The organism is Mesorhizobium sp. M0522 (genome assembly GCF_040321085.1).
Classification (GTDB): domain Bacteria; phylum Pseudomonadota; class Alphaproteobacteria; order Rhizobiales; family Rhizobiaceae; genus Mesorhizobium.
This window is the reverse complement of record NZ_JAMYQW010000005.1, coordinates 43529-70527: the sequence shown is the minus strand read 5'-3', so window position 1 is coordinate 70527 and position 26999 is coordinate 43529. Positions and strand designations below refer to the sequence as shown.

Here is a 26999-nt window from a genome sequence, read left to right as displayed (position 1 = left end):
GGACCTTCGGTCCGACCTCCCCACAAGGGGGAGGTAGGGAGCCTACCCGCCGACGCCTCGCGAGGAGCTTACCCTCCCCCTTGTGGGGAGGGCCGCTGCGAAGCAGCGGGGTGGGGGTACGAAAAGAGCCGCTGTACAGCGGCTCTTTCGAGTCAGGCACAGCCCCAAACCCTTTGCTCACCTCTTCAAATTCACCACGATGACGCCGCCCAGCGCCAGCGCGCCGCCGATTATGCCAAGCAGCGTCGGCACCTCGCCCAGCCAGAAGAAGCCGATCAGCGTCGCCACCGGCGACACCAGATAGAGGAAGTTCGAGGCACGCGCCGCGGGCAGTCGGGAAAGTGCTGTTGCCCATGCGGCATAGGCGATGAGGCTGGGCACGATGCCGAGAAAGATGACGGCGCCGAGCCCGGCGGTGTCGGCGACCGCCGCTTGCGCCAGACCGCTCGGCAGGAACGGCGACAGGCAGAGCGCGCCAAGCACCATGTTCGAGGCCGAGATCGTCAGCGGGTGGTGGCGACCAAATAGCGGCTTCTGGACGATGGTGTTGACGGCCGAGCACAGCGCCGAGCCGAGGACAAGCAGCGCACCGCTGTTGAAATGCAGCCCTTGCCCCTCGCCCATGGCGATGATCCCGATACCGGCGAAGGACAGGAATGTGCCGGCCCAGGCCAGGCCCGAGAAGCGTTCGCCGAGCAGCGCCATGGCCATGATGGCGGTGAAGATCGGGCTGACATTGATGATGAAGCCGGCCGCACCGGCCGAAACGGTCAGCTCGCCGAAATTGAGCATCACCGTGTAGAGTGCGACGAAGACGGCACCACCGAAGACAAAGCGCCAGAGTTCATCGAGCCTGGGCAGTGCCGGCCGCTTGACCGCGAGGAAGATCGCCGCCGGAACCGCGGCGATGGCAAAGCGCAGCGCGCCAAGTTCCAGCGGCCCGAAAGCGGCAAGGCCGGCGCGGATCGCCGGAAAGGCGGAGGCCCAGCCGACGACCGTCAGCGCCACCGCGATGGCAGCCGTGGCATCCATGCGCTGTGTCGTATTCAACGTGCCGGTGTAAGCGCTCATCTGGGTGTCCTCGCGATCCAATGCCATGAAGTAGAGAAACGCTATTGCGGGTCGGTTGACAAACGAACAAATCGAGGATCACCTGTGACTATGGATCACAGCTTAGACCCGATGCTGCCGCTCGAAACGCTGCGCGCCTTCGACGCCGCGGCTCGGACCGGCAGCTTTTCGGCGGCGGCCGAGAAGCTCAAGATCACCCACGGCGCCGTCAGCCGGCAGATCGCCAAGCTCGAGGGCTGGCTTGGGCTGAAAGTCTTCGATCGCGGCGCGCGCGGCGTCTCGCTGACCGTCGAGGGCAACCGCCTGCATCTGCGCACCACCGAAGCCTTCGCCCTGATCGCCAGCAATTCGGACCGTTGGGTCGAGCCGCGCGGCACGGCGGTGGTGCGGCTGACCTCGATCCCTTCGGTCAGCGGGCTGTGGCTGATGCCGCGCATGGCGGCGCTGGAGAACCACCCGTCCAAGCTGCGCATCGTGCTCGACGTCGACATCCGCCAGGGCGATCTTGCCGACGAGGGCATCGACCTGTCGATCCGCTGCGGGCGCGGTCGCATTCCGGGCCGGATCTCGGTGCAGCTTTTCGAAGAATATGTGTTCCCGGTCGCCTCGCCGGGACTGGCCAGGGAGATCGGTCGCGGAGATCCCGCCCGGCTGCTCAACTATCCGGTTATCAATGATTCCGACGCTTCGGCGTGGCGCGCCTGGTTTGCGGCGCAGGAGATGGACTATCGGCCGCGGCCGCACGACCGCCGTTTCGAGGACTACAACCTCGTGCTCGACGCCGCCGCGCACGGGCTCGGTATTGCGCTGGCACGTCCGCCGTTGACGGTGGACCAATTGAAATCGGGCCGCATCGTCGCCGTAGACGAGCGCAGTACGCTGAGCCCGATATCTTACTGGCTCGACCGGCCGCTGGGGCGCCCACGCGCCGCCGCCGCCGAACTCGCCCGGCGCATCGCCGTCCAGGCCGGGCTGCCAGCGGAGAAGATCGAAGAGTTTATCATCGCCGAGGAATGAGATGCCTCAGGCGCGTCGCGTGCGGCCGGCCTGATACGACGTGCTTCAGGTTCTTGTGTTTTATGCATGTCGTTATCGCAAAACCGCTGCACACTTTTGCGCGACATGCATTGGCATCCGCTTTGCCGGCTTGTTTGAGCAAGCGTCACCAGAAACAGAACCACGCAAAGCCAACCAAGCTTGACCTCGCCGCAATTTGTGGCGATGACATCGTCATGAATTTCGGCACCACCCCATGATGAACCGTTTCGAAGGACCCGGCGGCAAGGAAGCCCGCATCCGCTATCTCGACGGCGACTTCCAGGTGACCAGCCCCGGCGCCTTCGTGCGCTGCGCGGTGACCGGCGAGAGCATCCCGCTCGACGAGCTCAAATACTGGAGTGTCGCCAGGCAGGAACCCTATGTGAACGCCGCTGCCTCGCTGCGCCGCGAGATCGAAGCGCATCCGGAACTGCGCCGCCGACGCTAGTCCAGCGCAAATGGAAGCCGCCCCGTTGCGATCCTGCGCCCTCTGCCGCGGTGTCAGACACGGCAACACCGAAACCTTAGAGGCTATCTCGAAATAAAAAACCCGCCTCAGGCTCGAGGGCGGGTCACCGGCGAATCATCACCATACCGAAATTATTAGCATAGCTGCCGGCACAAAGCAAGAACAAAATACGTTCGACCGGCGGAAAGCTGCAAATTCCAGTCCCGCATTGCCTCGGTGCTCAAGCTTCTGGTCAGCCTTTAAGCCGGCGCTGCCGCCAGGCATCCAGCGTCTCGTCGATGATGCGTTGCGGCACATGGTCGAGCTCGAAGACGGTGTCGATCTCCAGCACATCGAGCCCGTCGAGGAATTCCGGCGGTGCTGCGCCGTGACGCAGGCGGGCAGCGTCCTTGGCGGTGGTAATGAGGCCAAGCCCGGCTTTACGTGCCGTCGCCGCCAATTCGGCAAGCTCGTCCGCACTGTAGAAATGATGGTCAGGAAACGGTCCGGTCAGCGCAAGCTCGCCCCCGGCCTCGCTTACCGTGTCGAAAAACCTGTCGGGATGGCCAATGCCGGCGAACGCCAGGAACCGCCTGCCGGCCAGCGTCACCTTGCTGCTCGGGGCAGTGTGCGCCTCGAAGATCGGCCTGCCGGCGCGCGCTGCCTGGCGCACGACCGTGTCGGCCGCGGTGCCCTCGCCCATCTTCAGCAACGCGCTGGTGAAGACCAGTTGGTCGACGATGTTTGCCCGCAGGGGCCCGCCGGGGATGACGCGGCCATTGCCGATGCCATGGCGCGCATCGACAACGACCAGCGCATAGTCGATGTGGATGCGCGCGCTCTGAAAACCGTCATCCATGATCAAGAAATCGCAGCCGAGCTTCTCCAGCAGAAGCCTGGCGCCGGCGGCCCGGTTCGGCGTCACCGCGACCGGCGCGTGTTCGGCCAGAAGCAGCGGCTCGTCGCCGACATGCTTGGCGGCGTCGTGGTGCGGATCGACTATATGCGGCTGCGCGAAGGAGCCGCCATGGCCGCGCGACAGGAAACCCGGATTGAGCTGCATGCGCCTGGCCTGCTCGGCCAGCGCGATCGCCACCGGCGTCTTGCCGGTGCCGCCGACGGTGAAGTTGCCGACGCAGAGCACCGGCGCCTCGACCTTTTCGCGCGGCGCGTGCCGCATGCGGCGACCGGCGACAAGCGCATAGACGGCGGAAAGCGGCGACAGCGCCTTGACCCGCCAGTCCGGCTCTTCCCACCAGAAGGGCGGCGCTTCCGAGGTCACGTCAGCGCCCGTTCGCGCCCTTCAGGCGCGACTTGACGACCAGCGGCTGGATATAGGGCTCGAGCGACCTGAGCGTATGCGCCAGCGCACCGCGCATCTCGTCGACCGTCGCCGCACCCGCCGCCATCATCTCATGGCGGGCCGCCTCGTTGGTCAAAAGGAAATTAACGGCGCCGGCCAGCATATCGCGGTCGCGCACCAGCTTGGCGCCGCCGCTATCGAGCAGGCGCTGATAGGCCTCACGAAAATTCTGGACGTTGCGGCCGGCAAGCACCGCCGTCTCCAGCATGGCTGGTTCCAGCGGGTTCTGGCCGCCCTCGGAAGTCAGCGAACGGCCGACAAAGGCGATTTCCGTCAGCCTCAGATAAAGCCCCATCTCGCCGATCGTGTCGCCGAGCAGAATATCGGTGTCGGCGGTGATCCTGTCGCCCTTGCTGCGCTGCGCCAGCTTCAGGCCCATGCCGGAAATCTGGGCGGCCAGCTGCCCGGCGCGATCGGGATGGCGCGGCACGATGATCGTCAAAAGCCCGTGGTGGCGCTTGTGCAGCATGGCGTGAACTTCGGCGGCGACCGCCTCTTCGCCGTCATGGGTCGAGGTCGCCGCCCAGGTCGGGCGACCGCCGATCTGGCGTCTCAGCGCCGCCAACGCCCGCTCGTCGGCCGGCGGCGGCGCGGTGTCGACCTTGAGATTGCCGGATACGGTGACCGGCCGGGCGCCGAGCGATAGGAAGCGCTCGCCATCGAGATCCGACTGGGCGACGACATGGGCAAGATTTTCGAACAATGCTTCGGCAATGTTGGCGCGCTTCTTCCAGGACTTGAAGGAGCGGTCGGACAGCCTGCCGTTGACCAGAACCTGCGGCACGCGGCGGGCGCCGAGTTCCAGGATGGTCATCGGCCAGATCTCCGATTCGGCGATGATCGCCAGGTCCGGCTGCCAATGGTCGAGGAAGCGGCTGACCGCCGGCTTGAGGTCGAGCGGCACATATTGGTGGATGATGCGGTCGCCCAGCCGTTTTTCGGCGACCTGCGCCGAGGTGACCGTGCCCGTCGTCAGCACGATGTTGACGCCGTAATCGAGAATGCTCTCGACCAGCGGCACGACGGCGATGGTCTCGCCGACGCTGGCTGCATGGATCCAGATCACCGGGCCTTCGGGACGCTCGCGTCCGGCGACGCCGTAGCGTTCACGCCGGCGAATCCGGTCCTCCTTGCCTCTGGAAGTGCGCCAGGCGACGTAAGGTCCGACCAGCGGGTAAGCGGCGGCCCCGGCGAAGCGGTAGGCCGTCAGGAAGGCGCGGGCCCAGCGCATACTCATTTCGAACCGTCCACAAGGCGATAGGCCTCGGCGGTCGCGGCATTGAGCGAGGCCGTGACCTCCTGGCGCTTGCGTTCCATTTCCGCGGCGTCGGCGTTGGCCGGCACGAAGACAGGCGTGCCGACGACAATCGAGGAGCGGCCGAAGGGCAAGTTGATCGTCGTCTTGTCCCAGCTGCCCTCGATCACCTTGCGGCGGCTGGTGGCTATCGCGGCAGGCAGGATCGGCCGGCCGGACAGCCGCGCCAGAAGGACGACGCCGAGCCCCGCATCGCGCGGCGTGCCGTGGGGAATATCAGCAATCATGGCGACATTCTTGCCGGTGGCGAGCGACTTTTTGAGGGCGATGAGCGCCTTGGCCCCGCCCTTGTCGAGATGCCTTGCGCTTTCGCGCCCGCCAGAGCCGCGCACCGCCTCGATGCCGAATTTCTCGACCATCAGCGCGTTGAGCTCGGCATCGGCGCTGCGCGATACCATGGCAACCAGCGGCCGTCCCTTGGGATAGTAGGCCGGAGTCAGCAGGTGCTGGCCGTGCCAGAGCGCGATGATGCCAGGCTCGAGCTGCGCATAGGCGCCGCCGGAAAACTTGGCCGATCCGTCGACCATGCGGTTGGTCAAGCGGACAAGGCGAACGAAATACGCAAACAGCGCGGCAAGCGCATTCTTGACGAATCGCGACTGCGCCAGCGGTTCGCGGATCTTGCGCCAGAACGTCTTCGGCTTGCGACGTCTGACCGCCGACCGCGGGGCTGATCGCTTGACCGCTTCATGGTTCATCGATGTCAACCGACGGCCTTGTTTTCGGGGTCGAGCAGGCGGTGCAGGTGAACGACGAAATAGCGCATATGGGCATTGTCGACGCTAGCTTGCGCCTTGGCCTTCCAGACGGCGTGCGCCGATTGATAGTCCGGATAGATGCCGACAATATCGAGCGCGTCGAGATCGCGGAATTCGGTGCCGCCCAGCTTCTTGAGTTCGCCGCCGAACACCAGGTGCAAAAGCTGTTTCTTTCCGTCTTCAGCGGCCATGTCGATCCTTCACATATCGTGAGTTTGGGACAGGTCTAGACCAAAGCCGCCGACTTTGGAACTATTGATAGTGGTCAATTGTCCAGCCCGGCGATGACGCCGGCGAGCACGGCGAGGAGTTCGCCGCTGCCGGCGGCGAGCGGTCCGTGACGGATCACTTCGCCGGCATAGAGCGGCGCGCGGCCATGCCGATCGAGCAAGGCGCCGCCTGCCTCGCGCAGGATGAGATCGGCCGCGGCGATGTCCCAGTCATGCGCGTTGGCCTTGACGAAGGTGGCATCGAGCTGGCCGCCGGCGATCATCGCCAGCCGGTAGGCGAGCGAAGGAATATAGAGCACGCGCTTCAGCCGTTTGTGCCATTTCGCCGGCATCAGGTCGATCATCGCCTTCGGTCCGGCGATTTCGGCCGTTTCCGACGGCGGACGCACGCTGATGCGCCTGCCGTTCAGGAACGCGCCCTCGCCCGGCAGCGCCCAATAGATTTCGCCCTTCGCCGGGCAGTCGAGCACGCCGGCAAGCGTTCGACCGTTCTCGACCACAGCGACGCTGACGCACCATGTGGGCAGGCCCTCGAGGAAACCGCGCGTGCCGTCGATCGGATCGACGACGAAGGTGCGGCGCGCGACAAGCCTTACCGGGTCGTCGACGGTTTCCTCCGACAGCCAGCCATAATCCGGCCGGGCCGCCAGCAAGGTCTCGCGCAGATATTTGTCGGCGGCGTGATCGGCTTCGCTGACCGGCGAGGTGCCGCCCTTCATCCACACCTGCGGATTGTTGTTGAAGTACTGCATGGCGATGAGCCCCGCCTCGCGGGCGGCATCGCGCAACAGCTGCAGGTCTTCAGTAGCGCCGGCCGAGACGGCCGGGTCAAGCTCCGGCAAGGGTCATTCCTTCGATCAAAAGCGTGGGCGCGGCAGTGCCGAAATTGCGGTCGAGATCGCTCGCCGGAACCATGTTGAGGAACATCGTCTTCAGATTGGAGGCGATGGTCACCTCGGCGACGGGATAGGCCAGCTCGCCATTTTCGATCCAGAAGCCGGAAGCGCCGCGGCTATATTCGCCTGTCACCATGTCGACGCCCTGGCCGAACACTTCGGTGACGTAGAAGCCGGACTTGAGCGACTTGATCAGCTCTTCCGGCGTATTTTCCCCGGGCTCGATGGCGAGATTGGTCGACGACGGCGAGACCGACGAGCCGCTGCGCGAGCCGCGCCCGTTGGTGACGAGGCCGAGTTCCCGAGCCGCCGAAGTCGATAGGAACCAGTGGCTGAGCACGCCCTTGTCGACCATGAACAGTTTTTCGCCCTCGACGCCTTCGCCGTCGAACGGGCGCGAGGCCTGCCCACGGCGCCGGAGCGGCTCGTCGGTGACGGTGATTGCGGCCGAAGCCACCTTCTTGCCCATCATGTCGCGGAGAAAGCTGGTCTTGCGCGCGACCGCGGCGCCATTGATGGCACCGGCAAGGTGGCCGGCAATGCCGCGCGCCACACGCGGATCGAACACCACGTCGACAGGCCCGGTCGCCGCCTTGCGCGCGCCAATGCGGCGGACGGCGCGCTCACCGGCCTTGCGGCCGATGTCTTCCGGCGCGTCGAGATCGGAAAAATGCTGGCGCGAGGAGAATTCGTAGTCGCGCTCCATGCCGGTGCCCTCGCCGGCGATCACGCTGGTCGAGCGTGAAAAACGCGAGGCGACGTAATGGCCGACGAAGCCGTGCGAGGTGGCGAGCACCAGGCCGCCGAGCCCAGCACTGGCGCCACTGCCGGCCGAATTGGTGACGCCCTTGACGGCAAGCGCCGCCGCTTCGGCGGCAAGCGCTGCTTCCTTCAACTGGTCCGCCGGCACCTCGGTGGCGTCGAACAGATCGAGGTCGCGCGGTTTCTTGACCAGGAAGGCCGGGTCGGCGAGGCCCTGATAGGGATCCTCGGGGGACACCTTGGCCATGGCGACCGCGCGCTCGGCCAGCATATTGGGGTCGGATGCCGCCGTTGCCGAAACGCTCGCTACCCGCTTGCCGACGAAGACGCGCAGCGAGACGTCCTCGCTCTCGGACGCCTCTGTGCCTTCGACCTTGCCAAGCCGCACCGACACGCCGGTCGAGCGGCCGCGTACCGCAACGGCATCGGCGGCATCGGCGCCGGCGCGTTTGGCAGCCTCGACCAGGGCCGCGACGCGATCGGTCAGTTTCGCTGCGTCGAGCGTATCGGTCATGCGCATAATCCTGTTATTTCCGGCCGGCTGAAGGGCAGCCGCTGCTGCACCATCTATTGTCCCGATGCCGCTTCTGCAATGGGAGAAGCGGGCAAACCGGGTGCATCAAGCGCCCAAACAGGACCGCAGGCCGCAGGCGGATGAACGGCGAGCGAGATCGACAATCCCTCAGGAAGCGGCCACCGGCGTCCAGATCACGTCCTCGATCCTGAGCGCGCCGGTGGCGAGCATCACCAGCCGGTCGAAGCCGAGCGCGGCGCCGCTCGCCTGCGGCATGATGGCGAGCGCGGCGAGGAAGTCCTCGTCGATCGGGTAGCGTTCGCCATAGACGCGCTGCTTCTCATCCATTTCGGCGGCAAAGCGCAGGCGCTGCTCGGCCGGGTCGGTCAATTCGCCGAAGGCGTTGGCGAGCTCGACGCCGCAGCAATAAAGCTCGAAACGCTCGGCGGTGCGCGGATCGTCGGCGCTCGGCCGGGCCAATGCCGCCTCCGAGATCGGATATCCGAAAAGGATGGTGGGGCGTCCCTGCCCCAGCGCCGGCTCGATTTTTTCGACCATCACCCGGCTGAACAGGTCGGCCCAATTGTCGTCGGGCGCGGTCCGCAATCCGGCCTGGACCAGGGCGGCATGCAACACCGCGCGGTCGGTGCTGCCATCGGCTGCAACCGTCGCCAGCAGATCGATGCCGGCATGGCGCATGAAAGCTTCGGCGACGCTCAACCGTTCCGGCTCGGCGAACGGATCGGCTTCACGGCCGCGGAAGCTAAAACGCTTCGCTCCGGCCCGTTCGGCCGCCAGCGCTACGAGCTCGGCGCAGTCGCGCATCAGGCTCTCATAGGTCTCGCCGACGCGGTACCATTCGAGCATGGTGAACTCAGGATGGTGCAAGGGGCCGCGCTCGCGGTTGCGCCAGACAGCCCCGAAGCTGAAGATGCGCTCCTCGCCGGCGGCAAGCAGCTTCTTGCAGGCGAATTCCGGCGACGTGTGGAGGTAGAGCGGCTGGCGCTGTCCGTCCGGCCCGATCGCCTCGGTGGCAAAGGCCGACAGGTGCGCTTCATTGCCGGGCGAGACCTGCAGGGCCGATGTCTCCACCTCGACGAAGTCGCGGCGGGCGAACCAGTCGCGCATCCCGGCGGCAATGGCATTGCGCAGGATCAGCCGCGGCCGGCGGTCGGCGTGGACATGCGGCGTCCACCACGGCGAGGCGGCGGTCATCGGTTTCAGGGGAATTGCACAGAGGGCTGGCGATTGCGGCCAAGATGCGCTAGGCCGCACGCAACGGCCTCTCCAGCCGATTTGCGCCAACAAATTTTATCAGGATGGAAACCCGTGAAGGTCATCGCCAGCTCCTTACGCAAAGGCAACGTCGTCGAAAAGGACGGCAAGCTTTATGTGATCCTCTTTGCCGAAAACATTCATCCTGGCAAGGGTACGCCGGTCACCCAGCTCGACATGCGGCGTATCTCCGACGGGGTAAAGGTTTCCGAGCGTTACCGCACCACCGAGCAGGTCGAGCGCGCCTATGTCGAGGAGCGCGAGCACACGTTCCTCTACCATGACGGCGAAGGCTTTCACTTCATGAATCCGGAGACTTACGACCAGGTCGCGGTGCCGGAAAGCGTGGTCGGCGACATGGCGCCTTATCTGGTGGAAGGCATGCCGGTGCAGATCTCGCAATACAACAACATCGCCATCTCGCTGGTACTGCCGCAGCGCGCCACTTTCGAGGTGGTCGAGACCGAGCCGGTGACCAAGGGCCAGACGGCGTCCTCGTCCTACAAGCCGGCAACGCTGTCCAACGGCGTGCGTACCCTGGTGCCGCCACACATCAGCGCCGGCACCCGCGTGGTGGTGATGACGGCCGATGGCGCCTATGTCGAGCGCGCGAAGGATTGAGGCGCGAAGCCTGACACGCCTCGCCGAAAGCGTCGCGGCGGCCGGTCATCGTCTACCGCTTTGTGCCAGGGGCTTTCGAGCATTGGGACGCTGCACGCAGACCGAAGCGTCAACGCCCCGCCAGTTCTTTCCTATTGCACGACGCCAGCGGGCAATCTCTGAGCCTCGAGCAACGCCGATCGTCCCTTTCGCCAGGTGCCAGGTGGAATGCCGACGAACTTTTTGAAGGCGCGATTGAAGGCGGCTTCCGACTCGTAGCCGACCTCGGCACCCGCTTGCGCGATGCTCATTTCGGGCCGTTCGAGCAGACGTCCCGCCAGTTGCAGACGCCAGCGAGCAAGATAGTGCATGGGGGAGACCTCGACATAGTGGGTAAAGCGGCTCGCAAACGCCGTGCGCGAGAGCCCTACTTCGCGGGCGAGCCGGTCCAATGTCCATTCCTCCCTGGGGCGAGCGTGGATGAGCCGGAGCGCCTCGCCGACATGTGGATCCCGTAGGCCTGACAGCCAGCCGCGCGAATCGTCGGGGAGGGTCTCGAGATGGCGGCGGATGATCTCGACAAACATCAGCTCGCTCAGCTTGGCGAGTATCGTTTCACAGCCCGCCCGCCCACTGCCACCTTCGGCCAGCGCCAGCCGAAAAAGGTCGACAACCCAACTGCTTCCATCGGCGGGCTTGCGGGCACACAGGATGGCCGGCAATGCGGCCAGGAGAGGATTGAAGGGACGTGCATCGCAGCCAAGATACCCGCAAATGAACCGGGTCCGCTCGTCTCCGCCGCCACCATGGATCACCGCGAACGGCAGGCTCTCGTCTATCGGCCGATAATACATCGCCATATTGGGTTCGCCCCGCGCCCCCGGCGAGGAGCTCAACACGTTCGGAACACCACCGGGGAAGACAACGACATCACCGGCGTTCACGAGCACCGGCGGCACCGAATCGTCTCCCAGCGCGGCCCAGCACGAGCCCGACATCACGGCATGAAAAGAAATGATGTGCTCTGCCTCCGGCATGATGGCGGCGGCAATGTCGGCCGTGCCCGGCGACTCGCCAACCCAGGGAGAGCTGGCGTCGACGTCGAAATAGATCGCACCGGTGAGGCGAACGGCTCGGAGCACATCGGAAAGGACATCCATGCACTACACCTCCGGAAACGATCGGCTACTCCCTTTGACAACGAGTTTTTCCGCCAGGCATCTCGGACTATCCGGCAATATGGCCGCCCGAGCAACTATCCATCCGGTCTAATCCTACTCTGAACGATCGGGCAACAGAAATGGACGATGTGACATTTGCGGGAACAGCGGACGGGATTAGCGTTTCATCGGCCGGCCGGCAGGTCCAATAACAGGGAGGAATGTCATGAACGATGAAGACATCACCAAATTCGCAGCAAGCCTGCGAGGCGAAGTCATCCGCGCCGGCGACGCCCGCTATGACGAGGCCCGCAAGCTCTACAACGGCATGATCGACAAGCGGCCGCTGATCATCGCCCGCTGTGTGGACGTCGCCGACGTAATCACAGCGGTGAATTTCGGCCGCGACAACAATTTGCTGGTTGCGGTACGTGGCGGCGGCCATAACGGACCAGGATTGGGGAGCTGCGACGACGGTCTGGTGATCGATCTGTCGGCGATGAACGGCGTGCGCGTCGATCCGGATGCCCGCACGGCGCGGGTGGGCCCGGGCTGCACTCAGGGCGACCTCGACCATGCCACCCATGCCTTTGGCCTGGCCGTACCGGCGGGCATCATCTCGACCACCGGGGTCGCCGGACTGACGCTGAGCGGCGGCCATGGCTATCTGACGCGCAAATATGGCCTGACCATCGACAATCTGATCGAGGCCGATGTCGTGCTTGCCGATGGAAGCTTCGTCACCGCCAGCAAGGAGCGGAACCCCAACCTGTTCTGGGCGCTTCGCGGCGGCGGCGGCAATTTCGGCATTGTCACCAGCTTTGTGTTCAAGCTCCACCAGGTCAGCATGGTCTTTGCGGGGCCGATCGCATGGGATCAGCGCCACGCCCGCACCATCATGCAGCATTATCGCGAGTTCCTGCCGAACGCGCCCGAAGAACTCGGGATCTTTCTCGGGCTCAAGACCGTCCTCTCGAGCGCACCCTTCCCGGAAGAGTTTTGGGGAAAGCGGATGTGTCTGCTGATGTGCTGCTACAACGGCCCGGAGGAAAAGGGCAGAGAGGCGCTGGCCCCGCTGCTCGATGCGCTGCCCGCGCCCTGGTTCAACTGGATGGGAACGATGCCCTATCCCGCGGTGCAGAGCATGTTCGATGGGCTCTACCCGAAGGGAATGCAGTGGTACTGGCGGGGCGATTTCGTCAAGACGATGTCCGACGAGGCGATCGACGCCCATCTCGAGCAGGCGGCGAAGACGCCGAGCGAGCTATCGCTCATGCACCTCTACCCGATCGATGGTGCGGTCCATCGCGTCGGCAAAGACGAGACGCCCTGGAATTACCGTGATGCGACCTGGTCGATGGTCATCGCCGGGATCGATCCGGACCCACAGAAAGCGGGGCCGGTGACACGCTGGACCAAGGCCTATTGGGAGGCCGTGCATCCGTTCGATCTGGGTGGCGCCTACCTGAACTTCATGATGGATGACGAGGGCGATGCAAGGCTCAAGGCGGCTTATGGCGACAACTATGAGCGCCTGGCTACGCTGAAGAAGAAATACGACCCAAACAACCTCTTCCGGGTGAACCAAAACATTCGACCGGCTGCTTGACGGCGGCCCTCGTCAGGCCGGCAAGCGTACCGGCCGGCCCAGCTAAGGCTCGGCCGGTACGATAGCTTGCCGGTCAGGACGTCGCTGGCCGGCAAGCGGGATACTCGGCCGCGCTCGCCGACCGTGTTCCATGAGCGATGTCCGGCATGCGTCAAAAGCGATCGGCCCGCACCCTTAGGGTGACCCGCAGCCCGCTTCAGCCGGCAAGTCCGGGAGTAGGCCTCGCGGTCAACGCGTTATGCCTCAACGACTGTTTCTCGCCAGGCCGATCGCGCCAGCAGCCACCGATAGTTTACGCCTCGATGTGGACGTCCGACCTCACGACGACGCCCTCCAGTGCTCATCGAGAACCGGTATTCCCTCCAGAATTAGATAAATTAGCAGTTTCTTAAGTGCCTTTGGAACTTTGTAGCTTGCGTTCCATTTTCAACCGCATGCGAGAGTCTGTGGTCCACGACCCTGGAATGACGGTGAACAGGTCACCGCCTCGCTACTCGCTGGTCCTGCCCATATACAATGAAGAACAGGTGCTGCCTCGGCTGATCGAGCGGATCAGTTGCCTGATCGGCCGGTTGGACGGAGAAACGGAGGCCATCTTCGTCGATGACGGAAGCCTCGACGGAAGCGTCGAATACCTGCGAAAGGTGGTTGCCGCCGAGCCGCGTTTTCGGCTGATCGAATTTTCCCGCAATTTCGGCCACCAGATGGCGATTACCGCCGGTATGGATGCCGCTGCGGGCGATGCCGTCATCGTCATGGATGCCGACTTGCAGGACCCGCCGGAGGTCGTTCTCGATCTGGTGGCAAAGTGGAAGGAAGGCTTCGAGATCGTCTATGCCCGCCGAGTCAAGCGCGACGGCGAATCCCGGTTCAAGCGCTTTACGGCAAGTCTTTTCTATCGCCTGCTGGAGAAAATGACGTCGGTCGATATTCCGCGCGACGTCGGCGACTTTCGCCTGGTCGGCCGCAAGGCGCTGGAAACCTTCAAGCATATGCCCGAACATGACCGCTTCGTCAGGGGCATGTTCGGCTGGATGGGCTTCAAGCAGACGGCAGTGCCATTTGAGCGCCACGCGCGAACCCTGGGCCAGACCAAATACCCATTCTGGAAGATGATGCACCTTGCGGTTCACGGCATCGTCAGTTTCTCCGAGAAGCCGTTGCGCCTGGCGCTCTGGGGCGGATTGGCCATTTCCGCGCTGGCGGTGGTCTTTGGTGCCTACGCCATGTTTGCCTGGTTTTTTGAAGCCGGCGTCATTGCCGGGTGGACATCCACGGTGGTGATCGTGTCGCTCCTGTGCGGCATTAATCTTTTCATGACCGGCGTGGTCGGGCTCTATGTCGGCAGCATCCACGCCGAGGTGAAACGCCGCCCGCTGTACGTGATCGATCGGCTCACCGGCTTCGACGAGGCGATGCGTGCCGTCTCTGGTAAGCGCCGCCAATCGTTTCACAAGCCCAGGAGTGGAGTCCCCGCCAATGGGCGAACTCTTCGACAGCTATAATTCCAACTACGGCGAGGCGGTCGAAGGGTCCATCCGGTTTTCCGGACTCAGGCACGACTTCTTCCTTATCGCCAAGGCGGACCTGCTGCGGCGTTTGGTGGTCGAGCGAAAGCTTCGGCAGGGTGGGTCGGCTGTAAGGGCGCTGGATGTCGGCTGCGGCGTCGGTTCGCTCCACCCCTATCTCGACGGCGCTTTCGACAGCCTCGATGGTTGCGACGTCTCGCAAGACTCGATTTTGCGCGCCAGCCAACACAATCCGCGTGTGGCCTACAGGACCTGCAGCACGCAGGGGCTGCCTTATGAGGACGGCACGTTCGATCTGGCTTTCGCCAGTTGTGTCGTCCATCACGTTACGCCCTCCTCCTGGCTCGATTTCTTCCTGGAAATGCGGCGCGTCGTGCGGCCAGGCGGCATCGCCTGCATCATCGAGCACAATCCCTATAATCCGATGACGCGCCTTGCGGTGTTCCGGTGTCCGTTCGATCAGGACGCAGTCCTGCTCAAAGCCGCCAGAGCAAGGTCCCTCTTTCAGGAAACAGGCTTCAGCCACATCCGCTCCGAGCATTTTCTGCTGCTACCCTCGGCAAGGCCCTTGGCCAGAAGAGTCGAGCGCGTATTCGCGCCTTTGCCGCTTGGAGCGCAGTATGCGTGCAGTGCGCATGTCTGAGCGCCGTTCGACCGGCGACGCCGGGCTGAGGCTGCTGGCGCGCTTCGGGTCGGTCGGCATCGCTGCAACGATCCTATATGCAGTGATGGCCACGGCTTTGGTCGAATGGCAACGGTTCGGCCTCTCGCCGGTCGGTGCCTCGCTTGCAGCTTATACCGCTGCCGCCCTGTTTTCTTATCTCGCGCATAAGTTCGTGACCTTCGCGTCGAGCGGATCGCATCGATCGGAGGCTCCGCGTTTTCTCTTGCTGACGGCAACCGGCTTCGCGGTGGCTTACGCGGCGCCGGCGCTTTTGACGGCGAAACTCAGTCTGCCGCCGATCATTGCCATCCTGGTTACATGCTTGCTTGTTCCAGCGGTCAATCTCCTCATGCTCGACCGCTGGGTTTTTGCGCAGCGAAGACGCGGCCAGCAGCGCGATCGCCCGCCCTAATCCGCGTCAGTGGGATCGAGCCGGAGCGACAACAATTTGATGGAGCGCTTATAGATGTTGCTGGCGGCAGGAGTTTGCGGAATGCCGTCGAGGTAGTCGAAGGCGATGTCGAGTGTCTTGGCCTCGGCGAGAGCCGCCGGTGGGATGACGAACGAGACGGTGCGTGGCTCTTTGCCGGACAGCGTCACCGCATGCACCCGAACGCCGTTCACCGAGATCACAACCCTTTGCGTGATCTGTGGCGGACGAATGACGGCGGCCATTTGCAGCGTGGCAGTCAGGCCGTCGCGAAGCGGCGGTATCTCCAGGCGAAGCCGCGAGGTCTCGCCCAGCGAATGGGTGCCGTCGGCTACCGGTCCCGACCAGCCGCAGACCCTCATGCCGGCTGCCTTTTTGGCTCCGTCGGACCGGAACGACACCGTCTGGCCAAGGGTGTAGCTGCCGACCGCATCGCGATTGAGGCAGGTTGTCGTCCGGTCGATGTAATAGGCGCGATAGTCGGCATTGACGTCTGGATTGAGAGCAAGCGCAAGGATGATGACTTCCGCCCCGGCCAGAACCGCCGCCAGCGTGTAGCCGCCAAGCGAGGCCGCGCGCCGATGCGGGCCCGGAGTGCTAGACCAGGGCAAGATAGCCCCCGATCCATGCCACCGTCATGAAATAGCAGGCGCCCAGGAAGAGACCCAGAGCCGAAAGAAAAGTCAGCTTCGACGCCGACAACAACGTGGTCAGCAACATTGTCAGAGGCGAAAGCCCAATGACGTATCTGACCATCGAGGCCAGGTTCGTGATCAGCGGCAGGATGATGCAGCAGGCGCAGAACAGCGCGGCACCATATTGCCTGCGAACCGCCAGAACCGCCGATAGCGCCAGTCCTATGAGTGCGGCGAGCGCGCTCCATTGCGGCGCCGTAGGCAGCCATCCAGTCGTCGGAACGGCCGAGAGTCCATCCCATATGAAGGCGAGCGGATTGCCCGCCACCCGTCCAAACGCGCGCTGGACGTGCAGGAAGGCAAAGCCGTCCCCGACCGTCAGATAGAGGAACAGGATGTAGGCGAACAAGCCGGCAGGCGAGATGAGAATTGCAACGAGCAGATCCGGTCGGCCAAGCACCCAACGTGGGAACGAAAGCGCCGATCCGCCCTTTGCGCGGTAATCCCTGAACATCTGAATGACAGTCGCAAATACAACAAGCACTCCGACGAGCCTGGTTGCCGACAGCAGAGCCGATGACAGCCCCGCGGTCAGATAGCTGGAGCGTTTGAGTGCCAGAAAAACGCACGACGTCAGGAGCACGAAAAGAGGTTCGGTCAGGAAAGTCGTGAAGTGAAAGGAGAACGGGCCGCTGAGCAGAAAGGCGCAATACAGCACATAAGCGCGCATGTTCTTCTCGAGCAGCGGCCACGCCACCAGACAGGCCGCGTAGCTGCACGCAATCGATGCGATCGACGCGAGCAGTATCGTCGGCAAAGGGAAAACAGACCGGATTGCCGCCACCAGCATCGGATAGAGCGGAAAGAAGCCCCAGCGTCCGACATTGCTCTGGCCTGGAATGGGAAAGCGCTCATAACCGTGTTCGGAAATGTCGACATACCACGCGCAATCCCACCGGCAGAGCGCCTGGGCATAGGCTGCGAAGCCTGGTTCCGCCGAGATCGAGGCAAATGCCGCATAGCGAATGGCCAGTCCACCGACGACGAACAGCAATGGCACCGCCACGACGGCGACCGCAATATAGCGACCGCCGGGACGCGCGACAGCTTCGAGCGCCACAATCTGCCTCCACCCGTTCAAGTGACTGGCGCCACTCAAAGCTAGATGACGCGCGCCCGGGCGAATTCAAGGCATGCAACGCGGCTCAAAAATTGGCGATACCGCCTATCCGGCGTCCCTGAGCCAGACCAGCATCTCGCCGCATCACGTTGAAATGGGTTCAGTCGACGCGTTTAACCCGTCGCGTGGGTATTTGTGCAGTCAAGCTGTTGTACACGACAGTTCGAATCCTGATACCGCCGGTGTACTCGGCCCTTGAGAATCCTCCAGCCTTCGGCAACATGGCGGCAAGGCTGAGAGCATGAGGATGAGCAAGGTCATTTCCGCCGCATCACGGCGTTCGCCGCGCAAGACACCGATGGCGCTGACCGAGGCGCTGGTCGCCCGCACCTTGCGTGCGGTCGAGGATGCCGGGCCGACGCCGGGCATGGTCTACATGACCGATGCCGATTACGCGCGCATTCGCGACGAGGTGCTGGCCGGCGCGCCGGGCGGGCCGGTGAAGCTGTTCGCCTATGGCTCGCTGCTGTGGAAGCCGGCCGGCGAGGTCAGGGGTGGCGAACGGGCCGTGGCGACGGGCTGGCATCGTTCGTTCTGTTTTACGGTGCAGCGCTTCAGGGGCACCATCGAGCAGCCCGGCCTGATGATGGCCCTCGACCGCGGCGGCCAGTGTCAGGGCATGGTATTCGAGATCGCCGAGCCAGTGGGGGCCAATCTCGAAACGTTGCTGCGACGTGAGATGACCATCCTGCCGGCCGTCAACGTGCCGCGCTGGCTGCAGGTCAGGACGGGCGACGGCACGGGCCAAGCGCTTGGTTTCGTTGTCGATCCCGCCAATCCGCGCTATGCCGGCAAGCTCGAAAAGCGAGCGATAGCGGCGACCCTGGCCACGGCCGTCGGCCATTGGGGTTCGGGCGCCGAATATCTGTTCGAGACCATTCGCCATCTCGACGCCTGCGGCATCCGCGACCGCAATCTCTGGCAGTTGCAGGAACTTGTGGCCGAGGAGATCGGTCGGGCGCTGCGATCGGGCTTCATTCGTCCCTGAGCCAGACCAGCATCTCGCCGGGGTCGCGGTTGTCCCAGGCGAAATACGGCACGGCGGTGATTTTCGCGTCCTCGACCGCCGGCGGTTCGGTGCGGTAGAGCCCCTCTTCCCAGTTTTCGAAAGCCTCCTTTTTGGCAATCGCCGAAAGTGTCACGACGCCGCCCAGAAGGTTCGGCTGCTGATGCGCCTCGATGTCGGTCGTTCGCGGCAAGGCGATGCGGTGCAGCTGGCTGGAATTGTCGGTCTCCTCGACGCAATAGATCAGCGGGCCGCGCGCCAGTGCGACACGGCCGATATCTTGCCGCACCTGCGGATTGGCGTAGAGGCGGTCGACGGCCATTTCGAGGTCGAGCTCGACGCGGTCGCCTTTGCGCCATTCGCGGCGGATCGCGGCATAGCCGTCGCTGGTGACAGCAGCCAGATCGACATCTGCGCCGTTCACCTTGAGCGCTGCCTTGCGGCACCAGGCCGGCAAGCGCAGGTGCAAAGTGAACGCGGTCGGAGCTTCCGGTTCGACGGAGATCGAGACCGCGCCGTCCCAGGGATAGTTACTCGTCTGGGTGAGCTCTATTTGCGTCCCGGCGATATCGAAACGAGCCGTGCCGTTTCCATAGAGATGGACGGCGAGTGCGTCGTCCGACAGGCCGTAGAAATAGCTGCCGATCGAGGCGACCATGCGCCCGACATTGGGCGGGCAGCACGGGCAGCGGTGCCATTTCCAGCGGTGGTGGGCGCCGCGGCTTTCGAGCGGATTTTCGTAGAAGAACAGCGAGCCGTCGAGCGACAGGCCGGAGATCGAGCCGTTGTAGAGCGCCCACTCCATGATGTCGGCGTAGCGCGCATTGGGGCCCATGCCGAGCATGCGGCTTGCCCAGAACACCAGGCCGACCGAAGCACAGGTTTCGGCATAGGCGGTGTCGTTGGGCAGGTCGTAATCGGCGGTGAAACCCTCATTGTGCGACGACGGCCCGAGGCCGCCGGTGACGTAGAGGTTCTTGGTCATGAGGTCGTCCCACAGCCGGTCGAGCGCCACCCGCAGCGTGTCGTCGCCGTATTCGGTGGCGATATCCGCCATGCCCGAATAGAGATACATCGCCCGCACCGCATGGCCGACGACCTTGTCCTGCTCGCGCACCGGCTTGTGCGACTGGTTGTATTCGTAAGTCTTGAAATGATAGGCCTTGGGGTCGGCGCCGCGGGCACGCGCCTCCTCGTCGAAATAATGCGGCTGCTGGCCGCGCTGATCGATGAAATATCTGGCAAGCTCCATGCATTTGCGCTCGCCGGTCACCCGTGCCAGCTTGACCAGCGCCAGCTCGATCTCCTCATGGCCGCAATAGCCCTTCTTCTTGCCGGGCTCGGGACCGAACGTCTCAGCGATGTGATCGACATAGCGGCACATGATGTCGAGCAGCTTGCGTTTTCCCGTGGCCTGGTAATAGGCGACCGCGCCTTCGATCAGGTGGCCGGCGCAATAGAGCTCGTGGCAATCGCGCAGATTGGTCCAGCGCAGGCCGGGCTGGATGCGCTGGTACCAGCTCGACAGATAGCCGTCGGGCTGCTGCAGCTTGCCGTACATGTCGATGACGGCGTCGATCTTCTTCTCCAGCTCGTCGTTGCGGCGGCGGTAGAGCGAATAGGCGGCGGTCTCGATGGTCTTGCCCCAATCGGAGTCCCAGAACATCTGCGTCGTCACCGTCGATCCGGTGAATTCGTTGCCGGCGGTGGCTGCCTCGTCCGGCGAGGGTGAGTGGAACGGAATGACGACGCCCGGCGATGGCCGGTCCGGGTCGATCTGCTCGAGCATGCGCGCCTCGACGCAGCGGTCATAGAGGATGCCGGCGGTCTTCGAGGCGACGGCATCGACGCGGTCGCCCCAGAAGCCGCGCACATCGACCTGCGGCACCGGCAGCGGGCGGAAGGCGAGTTTCGGCTTGGCGCCCTGACTGGCGGATTGCGATGCGGTCATCAATTTACTCCGGTTCGGTTCGGTTGGTCACTTCACGGCCCCTGCCATGAGGCCGCGGATGTAGAAGCGCTGCAGCAGCAGGAAGAGCACCAGGCACGGCACCATCATCACGGTGACGCCGGCCTGCACGGCGCCCCAGTCGATGGCGCCGAAGCGGCCGGACTGGAGTGCGGTCATCATGATCGGCAGCGTGAATTTGGACTGGTCGGTCATCAGCACGAGGGCCGCCAAAAACTCATTCCAGGCGCCGAGGAAGGCAAACAGCGCGATGGTGACGATGCCCGGCCAGACCAGCGGCAGCATCACCCTCAAGAGCATGGTGACATTGTTGGCGCCGTCCATGCGCGCGGCTTCCTCGATCTCGCGCGGCACCGCGTCGAAGGCGTTGCGCATCATGAAAATCGAGAACGGCAGCTGCAGCGTGACGTAGACGCAGACCAGCCCGGTCAGCGTGTTGTGCAGGCCGATTTTTGTCAGCACCAGGAAGATCGGCGTCAGGATCGACTGGAACGGGATCATGATCGTCGACAGGATGACGACGAAGAGCAGGTTCTTCAGCGGAAAACGGAAGCGCGAGAAACCGTAGCCGGCGAGCACGCTGACGATCACCGACAGCACCACGGTCATGACCGAAACATAGATGCTGTTTTGCGCCGGCAGCCAGAGGCCGTCGCCAAAGGTGTTGAGCGTGGCGTAGTTCTCGAGCGAAAAGCCGGTCGTCGGCCAGGGCGGCAGCGGCGGCTGGCGCGCCTCTTGCGCCGGCTTGAACGCCGAAAGCACCGTCCAGGCGATCGGCGCCAGGAACAGTATGGATGCGATGATGCCGGTCGAGTGCTCGGCGATCTGCATGCCAATGCGGCGTTTGCGGCTCCTTGCCTGCGCCATCAGTCGACCCCCTCGGGATTGCGCAGCAGTCGCAGCTGGATGAGGCTGAGCGCCACCAGGATGACCAGCAGGACCATCGAAAGTGCTGCGCCATAGCCGAGCTTGAACGACACGAAGGACTGGTTGAAGATCCAGTAGACGGCGGTCAGCGTCTGGTTGCGCGGCCCGCCGCGCAGGATGATGTAGAACTGGTCGAAGGCGAGGATCGAGCCGGCAACCGACAGAATCAGCGCCAGCGCCAGCGTGCGGCGCATCAAGGGCAAGGTAATCGCCCGGAACCGCGCGAATGGCCCTGCCCCGTCGATCATCGCCGCCTCCTGCAGGTCCGGCGGGATCGACTGCAGGCCGGTCATCAGGATGATCATGGTGAAGCCCGCCACCTTCCACACCACCATGGCGATGATCGACCAGAAGGCCGGCTGGAAGGTCGCCAGCAGGTTGAATTTCTTCTCGGTCAGGCCAAGCTCGAAGGCGGCCGGGCTGAACAGGCCGGAATCGACATTGAGCAGCCACGACCACAAAAGGCTCGCCGAAGCGAAACCGATGACCGCCGGCATGAAGAAGGACGTCCGGTAGAAGCCGGTCAGCTGCCGCGGCCTTTCGATGAACAGCGCCAGCGGAAAGGCGACGGCAAAGATCGCGATCGTCACCACCACCGTGTAATAGCCGGTGAACTTCAGAGCGTTCCAGAAACGGGTATCGCGCAGGATCGCCCAGTAATTGTCGAGGCCGATAAAGCTATGCGCGCCCATCAGCGGCCAGTTGTGCAGCGACATCCAGGCGGTCATGCAAAGCGGCACGATGAAGAAGACGACGACAAGGGCAACGGCCGGCGCGACATAGAGCAGGCCGATCCACTGCCGGCGGCCGGCGCCGACCAGTTTGTATGCGCGCGCTGGCGCGGCGGTGGTTGCTGTGATGGTGGTCATGCCGTGGTCTTCCGTTAGCGCTACGTCCCCCTCCCCCTTGAGGGGAGGGTCCGGCCGAAGGCCGGGGGTGGGGTCGTCTGCGAAGTGCGCCGACGGTTCTTTCTGTCGGCGCGTTTCACTTAGGACCCCACCCGGACCTTCGGTCCGACCTCCCCTCGAGGGGGAGGTGGCGCTTTACTTCTGCGGCGCCGAATCGATGATCGACTGCATGGTCTCCTGCGCGTTGGCGATGGCGCCGTCGACGTCTTCGCCGAAGAAGACCTCGTTCATCATCTGGTTCCACGGACCGTTGGCCGAGTTGATCAGGTCGTTGAACACCACCGAATAGGGTGTGCGGCCCTTGGCCATGGCTTCGGCGGCGACCTTGTAGCGCGGGTCGAGTTCCTTCAGCGCCTCATTGGCGATGTCGCCGCGCACCGGCAGGCTGCCGTATTTCGCCAGGATCGTCTGGCCCTCGAGCGAATAGGCGAAATCGAGGAACTCCTTCACCACCGCGACCTTGGTGGTGCCCTTGGTGACGACGAAATTATCGCCGCCGGCAAACGACGACCAGCTGCCATCCTTGCCGGGAAGGAAGGTGATGCCGTAGTCGATATCGGGATATTGCGTGTTGAGCGCGCCGATGGCGAAGGCGCCGGACGGCGAGATGCCGATATTGCCGGTGGCGAAGGCGGCAAAGAAGTTGGAGCCGGTGTCGGTCTGCGCGCCTGATGGCACCAGGTCCTTTTTGACCATCGAACGGTAGAGGTCGATGGCGCCGCGCATCTGCGGCGTATCCAGCGTCGCCTTGGAGCCGTCCTCCGTCAGGATGTCGCCGCCCGAGGCCCAGATCAGCGGCGTGAAGGTGAAGATGTTGCAGCCACCGCAATTGCCGGAGAAGTAGAAGCCCTTGATATCGCCGCCGAGCGCGTTGACCTTTTCGGCGTCGGCTTCGATCTCGGCCCAGTTGGTCGGGCCTTTTTCGGGGTCGAGGCCGGCCTGCTTGAACAGCTTCTTGTTCCAGATCAGCACCGAGGAGTCTGCCGAGAACGGCAGCCCATAGATGCGGCCCTTATAGGTGCCGGTCTTGACATGCGCCGGCGACAGGCTGGCGAAATAGGGCAGCGATTTCGCCCAGTCGGTGATGTCCTCCAACTGGCCGGCGGCGGCGAAGGACGGCGTGTAGATCAGGTCGAGCGACAGCGCATCGGGCGCGGTGCCGCCGGCAGCCGCGGCGCCGTATTTCGGGATGATTTCGGCGTTGGGGATGATGTCGAGCTTGATCTGGTTCTGATGCCCCTTGTTGAAGGCATCGACAATGCGCGGCATGAAGTTCGAGCCGTCGGCGCGAACCCAGATATTGGCGGTGTCGGCGGCGGCCGAGCCGGCTGTCGCCAGCGTGCCGAAAATGCTCGCGGCGATGGCGAGCCCGGTAATGTTGGTTTTCATGCTTCTCCTCCACATGGTTTTAATTTAGCGTTTTAATTTAGCCGCGCCCCAAGCGGGTGCCAATCGGAACGGCCCGTTTCGTTCAGCCGTCCGGCGGACGGCCGCATGACTGACGCACCACCAGCCGGCACGGCAGTTTTCTGATGCCCGGCAAAGCGGGTTCGCCGCCGACGAGCGAAAGCAAGGCAAGGCCGGCCTCGCGGCCAAGTGCTGAAAGGTTCATGTCGACCGAGGTCAGCGGCGGCCGCGTCGCCTCGGCGACGATCTGCCAATTGTCGAAACCGATGACGCCGACCTCGTCCGGCACGCCGATACCGCGCTCGCGCAAGGCGTCGATGACGCCGCGCGCGATCTGGTCGTTACCGCAAAACACCGCATCGGGTTTTTCCCCGTTGCCATCGCGTCCCTTGCCGTCGAACAGCGTCTTGACCGCCTCGTGCCCCCAGGCCTCCGACCACGGGCCGAGCAGCGGCTCCATGACCGGCAGGCCGTTCTCGGCCAGCACCGCGCGATAGGCCTCGGCGCGGGCATGCACCACGGCAAAGCTCGCCGGACCGCTGACATGGCCGATGCGCCGCCGTCCCAGCCGGCAAAAATGCTCGACCGCCAGCCGCGCGCCGCCGGCATCGTCGGACACGAAAGCGATGGCGCCGGGATCGGGTTCGGTGAAGGCGTAGATTGCCGGAATGCCGAGATTGGCGAGATCGACCGGCAGATGGCGGTCGATGCGCTTGCCGGTGGCGATGATGCCGTCGACGCGCTTGTCGAGCATGGCATCGACATGCAGCTGGGCAAGGCGCTGGTCGTCCTCGACATTGCACAGGAACACCGAGACGCCGGCATCGACCAGCGCATCGGAAACGCCGGCCATCAGCGGCAGCGAAAAGCGGCCATAGGTGTCGTTGGTCAACAGCCCGACGGTAAAGGAGCGCCGCCGCAACAGGCTCTGCGCCAGGCTGTTCGGGCGAAAGCCAAGCCGCTGCGCCGTCTCGCGAATACGGGTCCGCGTCTCGGCGGTCATCCGCCCCTGCCCGTTCAGCGCCTTCGATGCCGTGGCCACGCTGACGCCGGCAAGTGCGGCCACCTCACGCAAGGTGACGGGCTGCTTAGCGGGCGTTGGCTGGACGTCGGGCGCCATGATATTGATCCTCCCATTTGAGAAAAGCTTTTCTCTTATGGCCCTGCGGGGTGCTGAGGGGTGAGGTCAGCGGGTGCGGGGCGATTTGGGAAAAGGTTTTCTCAAAAGGAAGATTAGGGGAAGGATGCAAGGATGGCAAGAGGGAATGGCCTGGTTACAGGCATGTTCGGCAGTCAACTACGACTCGCTGCCCTGGGTCCAGGATCTGCCGTGGCGGCACGAAGGAAAGAGGGCGAGCAGCTTTGGCGTGCATTGCCGTTTTACGGGCACCGCGATCAAATAATCGGGGTGCCGCAGTCTACCCGCAGAGCTAGCAGTTCTCAGTCTGTGGATCGCACGCCTTGTTTTTCTGTTTCTGTGGCTTGGGCTTGACCGCCTGCTCGGGCTCGGCCTGCTGCTGCTCGGCCGCTGGCTGCTCCTTGGCCTTCCGCTTCTCAGGCTTGGCAGCCTGCTCCGGCTCAGCCTGCTGCTGCTCGGCAGCGGGCTGCTTCTTGGCCTTCCGCTTCTCAGGCTTGACCGCCTGCTCGGGCTCGGCCTGCTGCTGCTCGGCGGCGGGCTGCTTCTTGGTCTTCGGCTTCTCAGGCTTGGCCGCCTGCTCCGGCTCGGCCTGCTGCTGCTCGGCGGCGGGCTGCTTCTTGGTCTTCGGCTTCTCAGGCTTGGCCGTCTGTTCGGGCTCAGCCTGCTGCTGCTCGGCGGCGGGTTGCTCCTTGGCCTTCGACTTCTCAGGCTTGGCGGTTTCTTCGGGCTTGGCCTGCTCGGTCGTTGCAGCGCCTTCGGTCGGCTTCGATTTCCGGCCAGCCTGAACCTGCTTCACCTCCTCGATGTCTTTGAGCTTAGCTGGTTTGGCCCTAGGGTCGGCTTTCACCTCGCCCTCAAAGACAGCGACCGTATCGTTTTCCAGTTTGCCGGACTGCTCGAGCGCGTCGGTCTTGCTAACCTTGACGGCAGTCACCTTCTGGTTCGTCTCCTTTTCGATCACATCGACATCAATGACTTTGTTGATCACCAAATTGTTCTGGATCGTCACGTCGCCGGCCGGTTCGGCCGCCTCGACAATGCGCACAAACTCCGGCTCATCACGAATAACGACCACAGAAATGTCCGCGGCAAGGAATTCGTGGGTGGGGACCACAACCCAGTAATAATCCGGCGTCGTGTCGAAGGTCACCTCGATGGAAATCAAATCCGGATCGCGGCGGGGCGGCAGCGGCGCCCAAATGATGTGCTCTCTGTCACGACGCCAACTCACCCATGCTGGCGCCCAGCGAGTGCCCGGAACCCAGTACCAGCCGATATCGTCGGCATAGCCCCACCGGCCGTAATGGTACGTCGCCCAGCCGAATGGCTCGTCGGACACCCAGAGCCAGCCATACTGCTCGGTATAGACCCAGTGTCCAAGCGTATACGGACGCCAATCGTCAGGCACATCAACCGGCACGAAAACGGTCGCTCCGTGATACGAGACCCAATCACCATAGGAAGACAGGTCTTCGTAGAACGTGCTGATCGAAACGGTGGTGGCAGCCCTTGCCTCGGACACAAGCGACAATGGCATGATCGGGTTGGGAATCTCGACGACCGTGAGCAGACAGGCGGTTACGCCGCCGAGCATCAGTCGTACCGCATGGTCGGCAAGGACGCGTTTCATCGTAATCTTCCTCCGAAACAGATCGCCCTTCATCGTACAAACCCGTCGGCTGCCGGATTGTTCCACTTTGCTGACGCTACCCGCATCCGCTCACGCGACGGCTTGGCATCGCACAATGATGCCAAATATCAGAGTTGCTTCATGAGGGCGGTCACAAATGCGCGCCGAAGGCGCGGCGATAGATCGTTGGTCAGTGGGCCCGACGGTAAAGGAGCCGCCGCAACAGGCTCTGCGCCAGGCTGTTCGGGCGAAAGCCAAGCCGCTGCGCCGTCTCGCGAATCCGCTCGCGCGTCTCGGCCGTCATCCGCCCCTGCCGTTCAACGCCGTGGCAACGCTGACGCCGGCAAGGGCGGCCACTTCGCGGAGGGTGACGGGCTGCCGGCAATGCAAGCGGGCATGGTGGGCAGACAACGCGAGCGAGCGGTTATCCCGCAACGACCGCGTTGCGCCTAAAGAGCGGTCATCACCGAACCACTACTCGGACGTCGCGTTTTTGGGCCGGAAGCCGACGGTCCGATTCTGGAACGAACTAGCCAG

Annotated in this window: 25 protein-coding genes and 1 pseudogene; 8 read left to right on the top strand and 18 right to left on the bottom strand. The window is 63.8% G+C overall.

Annotated elements, in window-relative coordinates:
- Positions 1–177 precede the first annotated feature (177 nt).
- Positions 178–1071 (bottom strand): DMT family transporter, encoded by an 894-nt coding sequence (locus NKI58_RS08645; protein ID WP_254817460.1) that lies wholly within the window; start codon positions 1069–1071, stop codon positions 178–180.
- Positions 1072–1161: 90 nt separating this feature from the next.
- Here NKI58_RS08645 and NKI58_RS08640 point away from each other — a divergent pair, with 90 nt between their 5' ends.
- Positions 1162–2088, top strand: a complete 927-nt coding sequence (locus NKI58_RS08640) for a LysR substrate-binding domain-containing protein (protein ID WP_352853126.1) — start codon at positions 1162–1164, stop codon at positions 2086–2088.
- Between the two features lie 235 nt (positions 2089–2323).
- On the top strand, positions 2324–2557 hold the full coding sequence (locus tag NKI58_RS08635) for a DUF2093 domain-containing protein (RefSeq protein WP_031211156.1): 234 nt from the start codon (positions 2324–2326) through the stop codon (positions 2555–2557).
- Positions 2558–2810: 253 nt separating this feature from the next.
- On the opposite strand, the gene lpxK is transcribed toward NKI58_RS08635, so the two are convergent.
- From lpxK to epmA, 7 genes are all read right to left on the bottom strand, one after another.
- Positions 2811–3839 carry a tetraacyldisaccharide 4'-kinase gene (gene lpxK / locus NKI58_RS08630; RefSeq protein ID WP_352786288.1) on the bottom strand — a complete coding sequence of 343 codons (1029 nt, stop codon included), beginning with the start codon at positions 3837–3839 and terminating at the stop codon, positions 2811–2813.
- 1 nt (position 3840) lies between these two features.
- Complete coding sequence (gene waaA / locus NKI58_RS08625; RefSeq protein ID WP_352786286.1) at positions 3841–5157, bottom strand: lipid IV(A) 3-deoxy-D-manno-octulosonic acid transferase; 1317 nt, start codon at positions 5155–5157, stop codon at positions 3841–3843.
- Entirely contained in the window at positions 5154–5933 is a 780-nt protein-coding gene (locus NKI58_RS08620; protein WP_023717166.1) for a lysophospholipid acyltransferase family protein, read from the bottom strand. Before NKI58_RS08620 ends, waaA begins: the two co-directional genes overlap by 4 nt.
- 5 nt (positions 5934–5938) lie before the next feature.
- Complete coding sequence (locus NKI58_RS08615) at positions 5939–6184, bottom strand: DUF4170 domain-containing protein (RefSeq protein ID WP_023674378.1); 246 nt, start codon at positions 6182–6184, stop codon at positions 5939–5941.
- A gap of 74 nt (positions 6185–6258) precedes the next feature.
- The gene (locus tag NKI58_RS08610; RefSeq protein ID WP_352569792.1) at positions 6259–7065 is read right to left on the bottom strand and encodes a 3'(2'),5'-bisphosphate nucleotidase CysQ; all 807 of its coding nucleotides are present in this window, start codon (positions 7063–7065) and stop codon (positions 6259–6261) included.
- Complete coding sequence (locus NKI58_RS08605) at positions 7052–8395, bottom strand: TldD/PmbA family protein (RefSeq protein WP_352786281.1); 1344 nt, start codon at positions 8393–8395, stop codon at positions 7052–7054. Before NKI58_RS08605 ends, NKI58_RS08610 begins: the two co-directional genes overlap by 14 nt.
- A gap of 168 nt (positions 8396–8563) precedes the next feature.
- Positions 8564–9610, bottom strand: a complete 1047-nt coding sequence (gene epmA / locus NKI58_RS08600) for an EF-P lysine aminoacylase EpmA (RefSeq protein WP_352786279.1) — start codon at positions 9608–9610, stop codon at positions 8564–8566.
- Positions 9611–9724: 114 nt separating this feature from the next.
- On the opposite strand from epmA, the gene efp reads away from it, so the two are divergent.
- Complete coding sequence (efp, locus tag NKI58_RS08595) at positions 9725–10291, top strand: elongation factor P (protein WP_352786277.1); 567 nt, start codon at positions 9725–9727, stop codon at positions 10289–10291.
- Positions 10292–10422: 131 nt separating this feature from the next.
- Here efp and NKI58_RS08590 read toward each other — a convergent pair whose 3' ends face one another.
- On the bottom strand, positions 10423–11430 hold the full coding sequence (locus NKI58_RS08590; RefSeq protein WP_352786274.1) for an AraC family transcriptional regulator: 1008 nt from the start codon (positions 11428–11430) through the stop codon (positions 10423–10425).
- A gap of 226 nt (positions 11431–11656) precedes the next feature.
- Here NKI58_RS08590 and NKI58_RS08585 point away from each other — a divergent pair, with 226 nt between their 5' ends.
- The 4 genes from NKI58_RS08585 (at position 11657) to NKI58_RS08570 (ending at position 15644) form a co-directional block, all read left to right on the top strand.
- On the top strand, positions 11657–13039 hold the full coding sequence (locus NKI58_RS08585; protein WP_352786272.1) for an FAD-binding oxidoreductase: 1383 nt from the start codon (positions 11657–11659) through the stop codon (positions 13037–13039).
- A gap of 464 nt (positions 13040–13503) precedes the next feature.
- Positions 13504–14544 (top strand): glycosyltransferase family 2 protein, encoded by a 1041-nt coding sequence (locus NKI58_RS08580; RefSeq protein ID WP_352786448.1) that lies wholly within the window; start codon positions 13504–13506, stop codon positions 14542–14544.
- Positions 14519–15211: a class I SAM-dependent methyltransferase gene (locus NKI58_RS08575; protein WP_352786270.1), complete on the top strand. Its 693-nt coding sequence runs from the start codon at positions 14519–14521 to the stop codon at positions 15209–15211. The genes NKI58_RS08580 and NKI58_RS08575 overlap by 26 nt, the downstream gene beginning before the upstream one ends.
- The gene (locus NKI58_RS08570) at positions 15204–15644 is read left to right on the top strand and encodes a GtrA family protein (RefSeq protein ID WP_352707211.1); all 441 of its coding nucleotides are present in this window, start codon (positions 15204–15206) and stop codon (positions 15642–15644) included. Before NKI58_RS08575 ends, NKI58_RS08570 begins: the two co-directional genes overlap by 8 nt.
- Here NKI58_RS08570 and NKI58_RS08565 read toward each other — a convergent pair.
- Both NKI58_RS08565 and NKI58_RS08560 read right to left on the bottom strand, forming a co-directional pair.
- Positions 15641–16273: a hypothetical protein gene (locus tag NKI58_RS08565; RefSeq protein ID WP_352786268.1), complete on the bottom strand. Its 633-nt coding sequence runs from the start codon at positions 16271–16273 to the stop codon at positions 15641–15643. The two genes, NKI58_RS08570 and NKI58_RS08565, sit on opposite strands and share 4 nt — an antisense overlap.
- The gene (locus tag NKI58_RS08560) at positions 16260–17417 is read right to left on the bottom strand and encodes a putative hexosyltransferase (protein ID WP_352739180.1); all 1158 of its coding nucleotides are present in this window, start codon (positions 17415–17417) and stop codon (positions 16260–16262) included. The genes NKI58_RS08565 and NKI58_RS08560 overlap by 14 nt, the downstream gene beginning before the upstream one ends.
- 307 nt (positions 17418–17724) lie before the next feature.
- Here NKI58_RS08560 and NKI58_RS08555 point away from each other — a divergent pair, with 307 nt between their 5' ends.
- On the top strand, positions 17725–18465 hold the full coding sequence (locus NKI58_RS08555) for a gamma-glutamylcyclotransferase (RefSeq protein ID WP_023674368.1): 741 nt from the start codon (positions 17725–17727) through the stop codon (positions 18463–18465).
- Here NKI58_RS08555 and NKI58_RS08550 read toward each other — a convergent pair.
- From NKI58_RS08550 to NKI58_RS08520, 7 genes and pseudogenes are all read right to left on the bottom strand, one after another.
- Positions 18452–20434, bottom strand: a complete 1983-nt coding sequence (locus NKI58_RS08550; RefSeq protein WP_352786265.1) for a glycoside hydrolase family 127 protein — start codon at positions 20432–20434, stop codon at positions 18452–18454. The genes NKI58_RS08555 and NKI58_RS08550 overlap by 14 nt on opposite strands.
- Before the next feature lie 27 nt (positions 20435–20461).
- Positions 20462–21319 (bottom strand): carbohydrate ABC transporter permease, encoded by an 858-nt coding sequence (locus NKI58_RS08545; RefSeq protein ID WP_352617427.1) that lies wholly within the window; start codon positions 21317–21319, stop codon positions 20462–20464.
- Complete coding sequence (locus tag NKI58_RS08540; RefSeq protein ID WP_352452309.1) at positions 21319–22248, bottom strand: carbohydrate ABC transporter permease; 930 nt, start codon at positions 22246–22248, stop codon at positions 21319–21321. Before NKI58_RS08540 ends, NKI58_RS08545 begins: the two co-directional genes overlap by 1 nt.
- Positions 22249–22422: 174 nt before the next feature.
- Positions 22423–23676, bottom strand: coding sequence for an ABC transporter substrate-binding protein (locus NKI58_RS08535; RefSeq protein WP_352786262.1), 1254 nt, complete (start codon positions 23674–23676; stop codon positions 22423–22425).
- Positions 23677–23758: 82 nt separating this feature from the next.
- Complete coding sequence (locus NKI58_RS08530) at positions 23759–24814, bottom strand: LacI family DNA-binding transcriptional regulator (RefSeq protein WP_352786260.1); 1056 nt, start codon at positions 24812–24814, stop codon at positions 23759–23761.
- Between the two features lie 310 nt (positions 24815–25124).
- On the bottom strand, positions 25125–26462 hold the full coding sequence (locus tag NKI58_RS08525) for a DUF6600 domain-containing protein (RefSeq protein ID WP_352824328.1): 1338 nt from the start codon (positions 26460–26462) through the stop codon (positions 25125–25127).
- 198 nt (positions 26463–26660) lie between these two features.
- Positions 26661–26873 (bottom strand): annotated as a pseudogene (locus tag NKI58_RS08520) (LacI family DNA-binding transcriptional regulator); the annotation flags it as partial.
- Positions 26874–26999 lie beyond the last annotated feature (126 nt).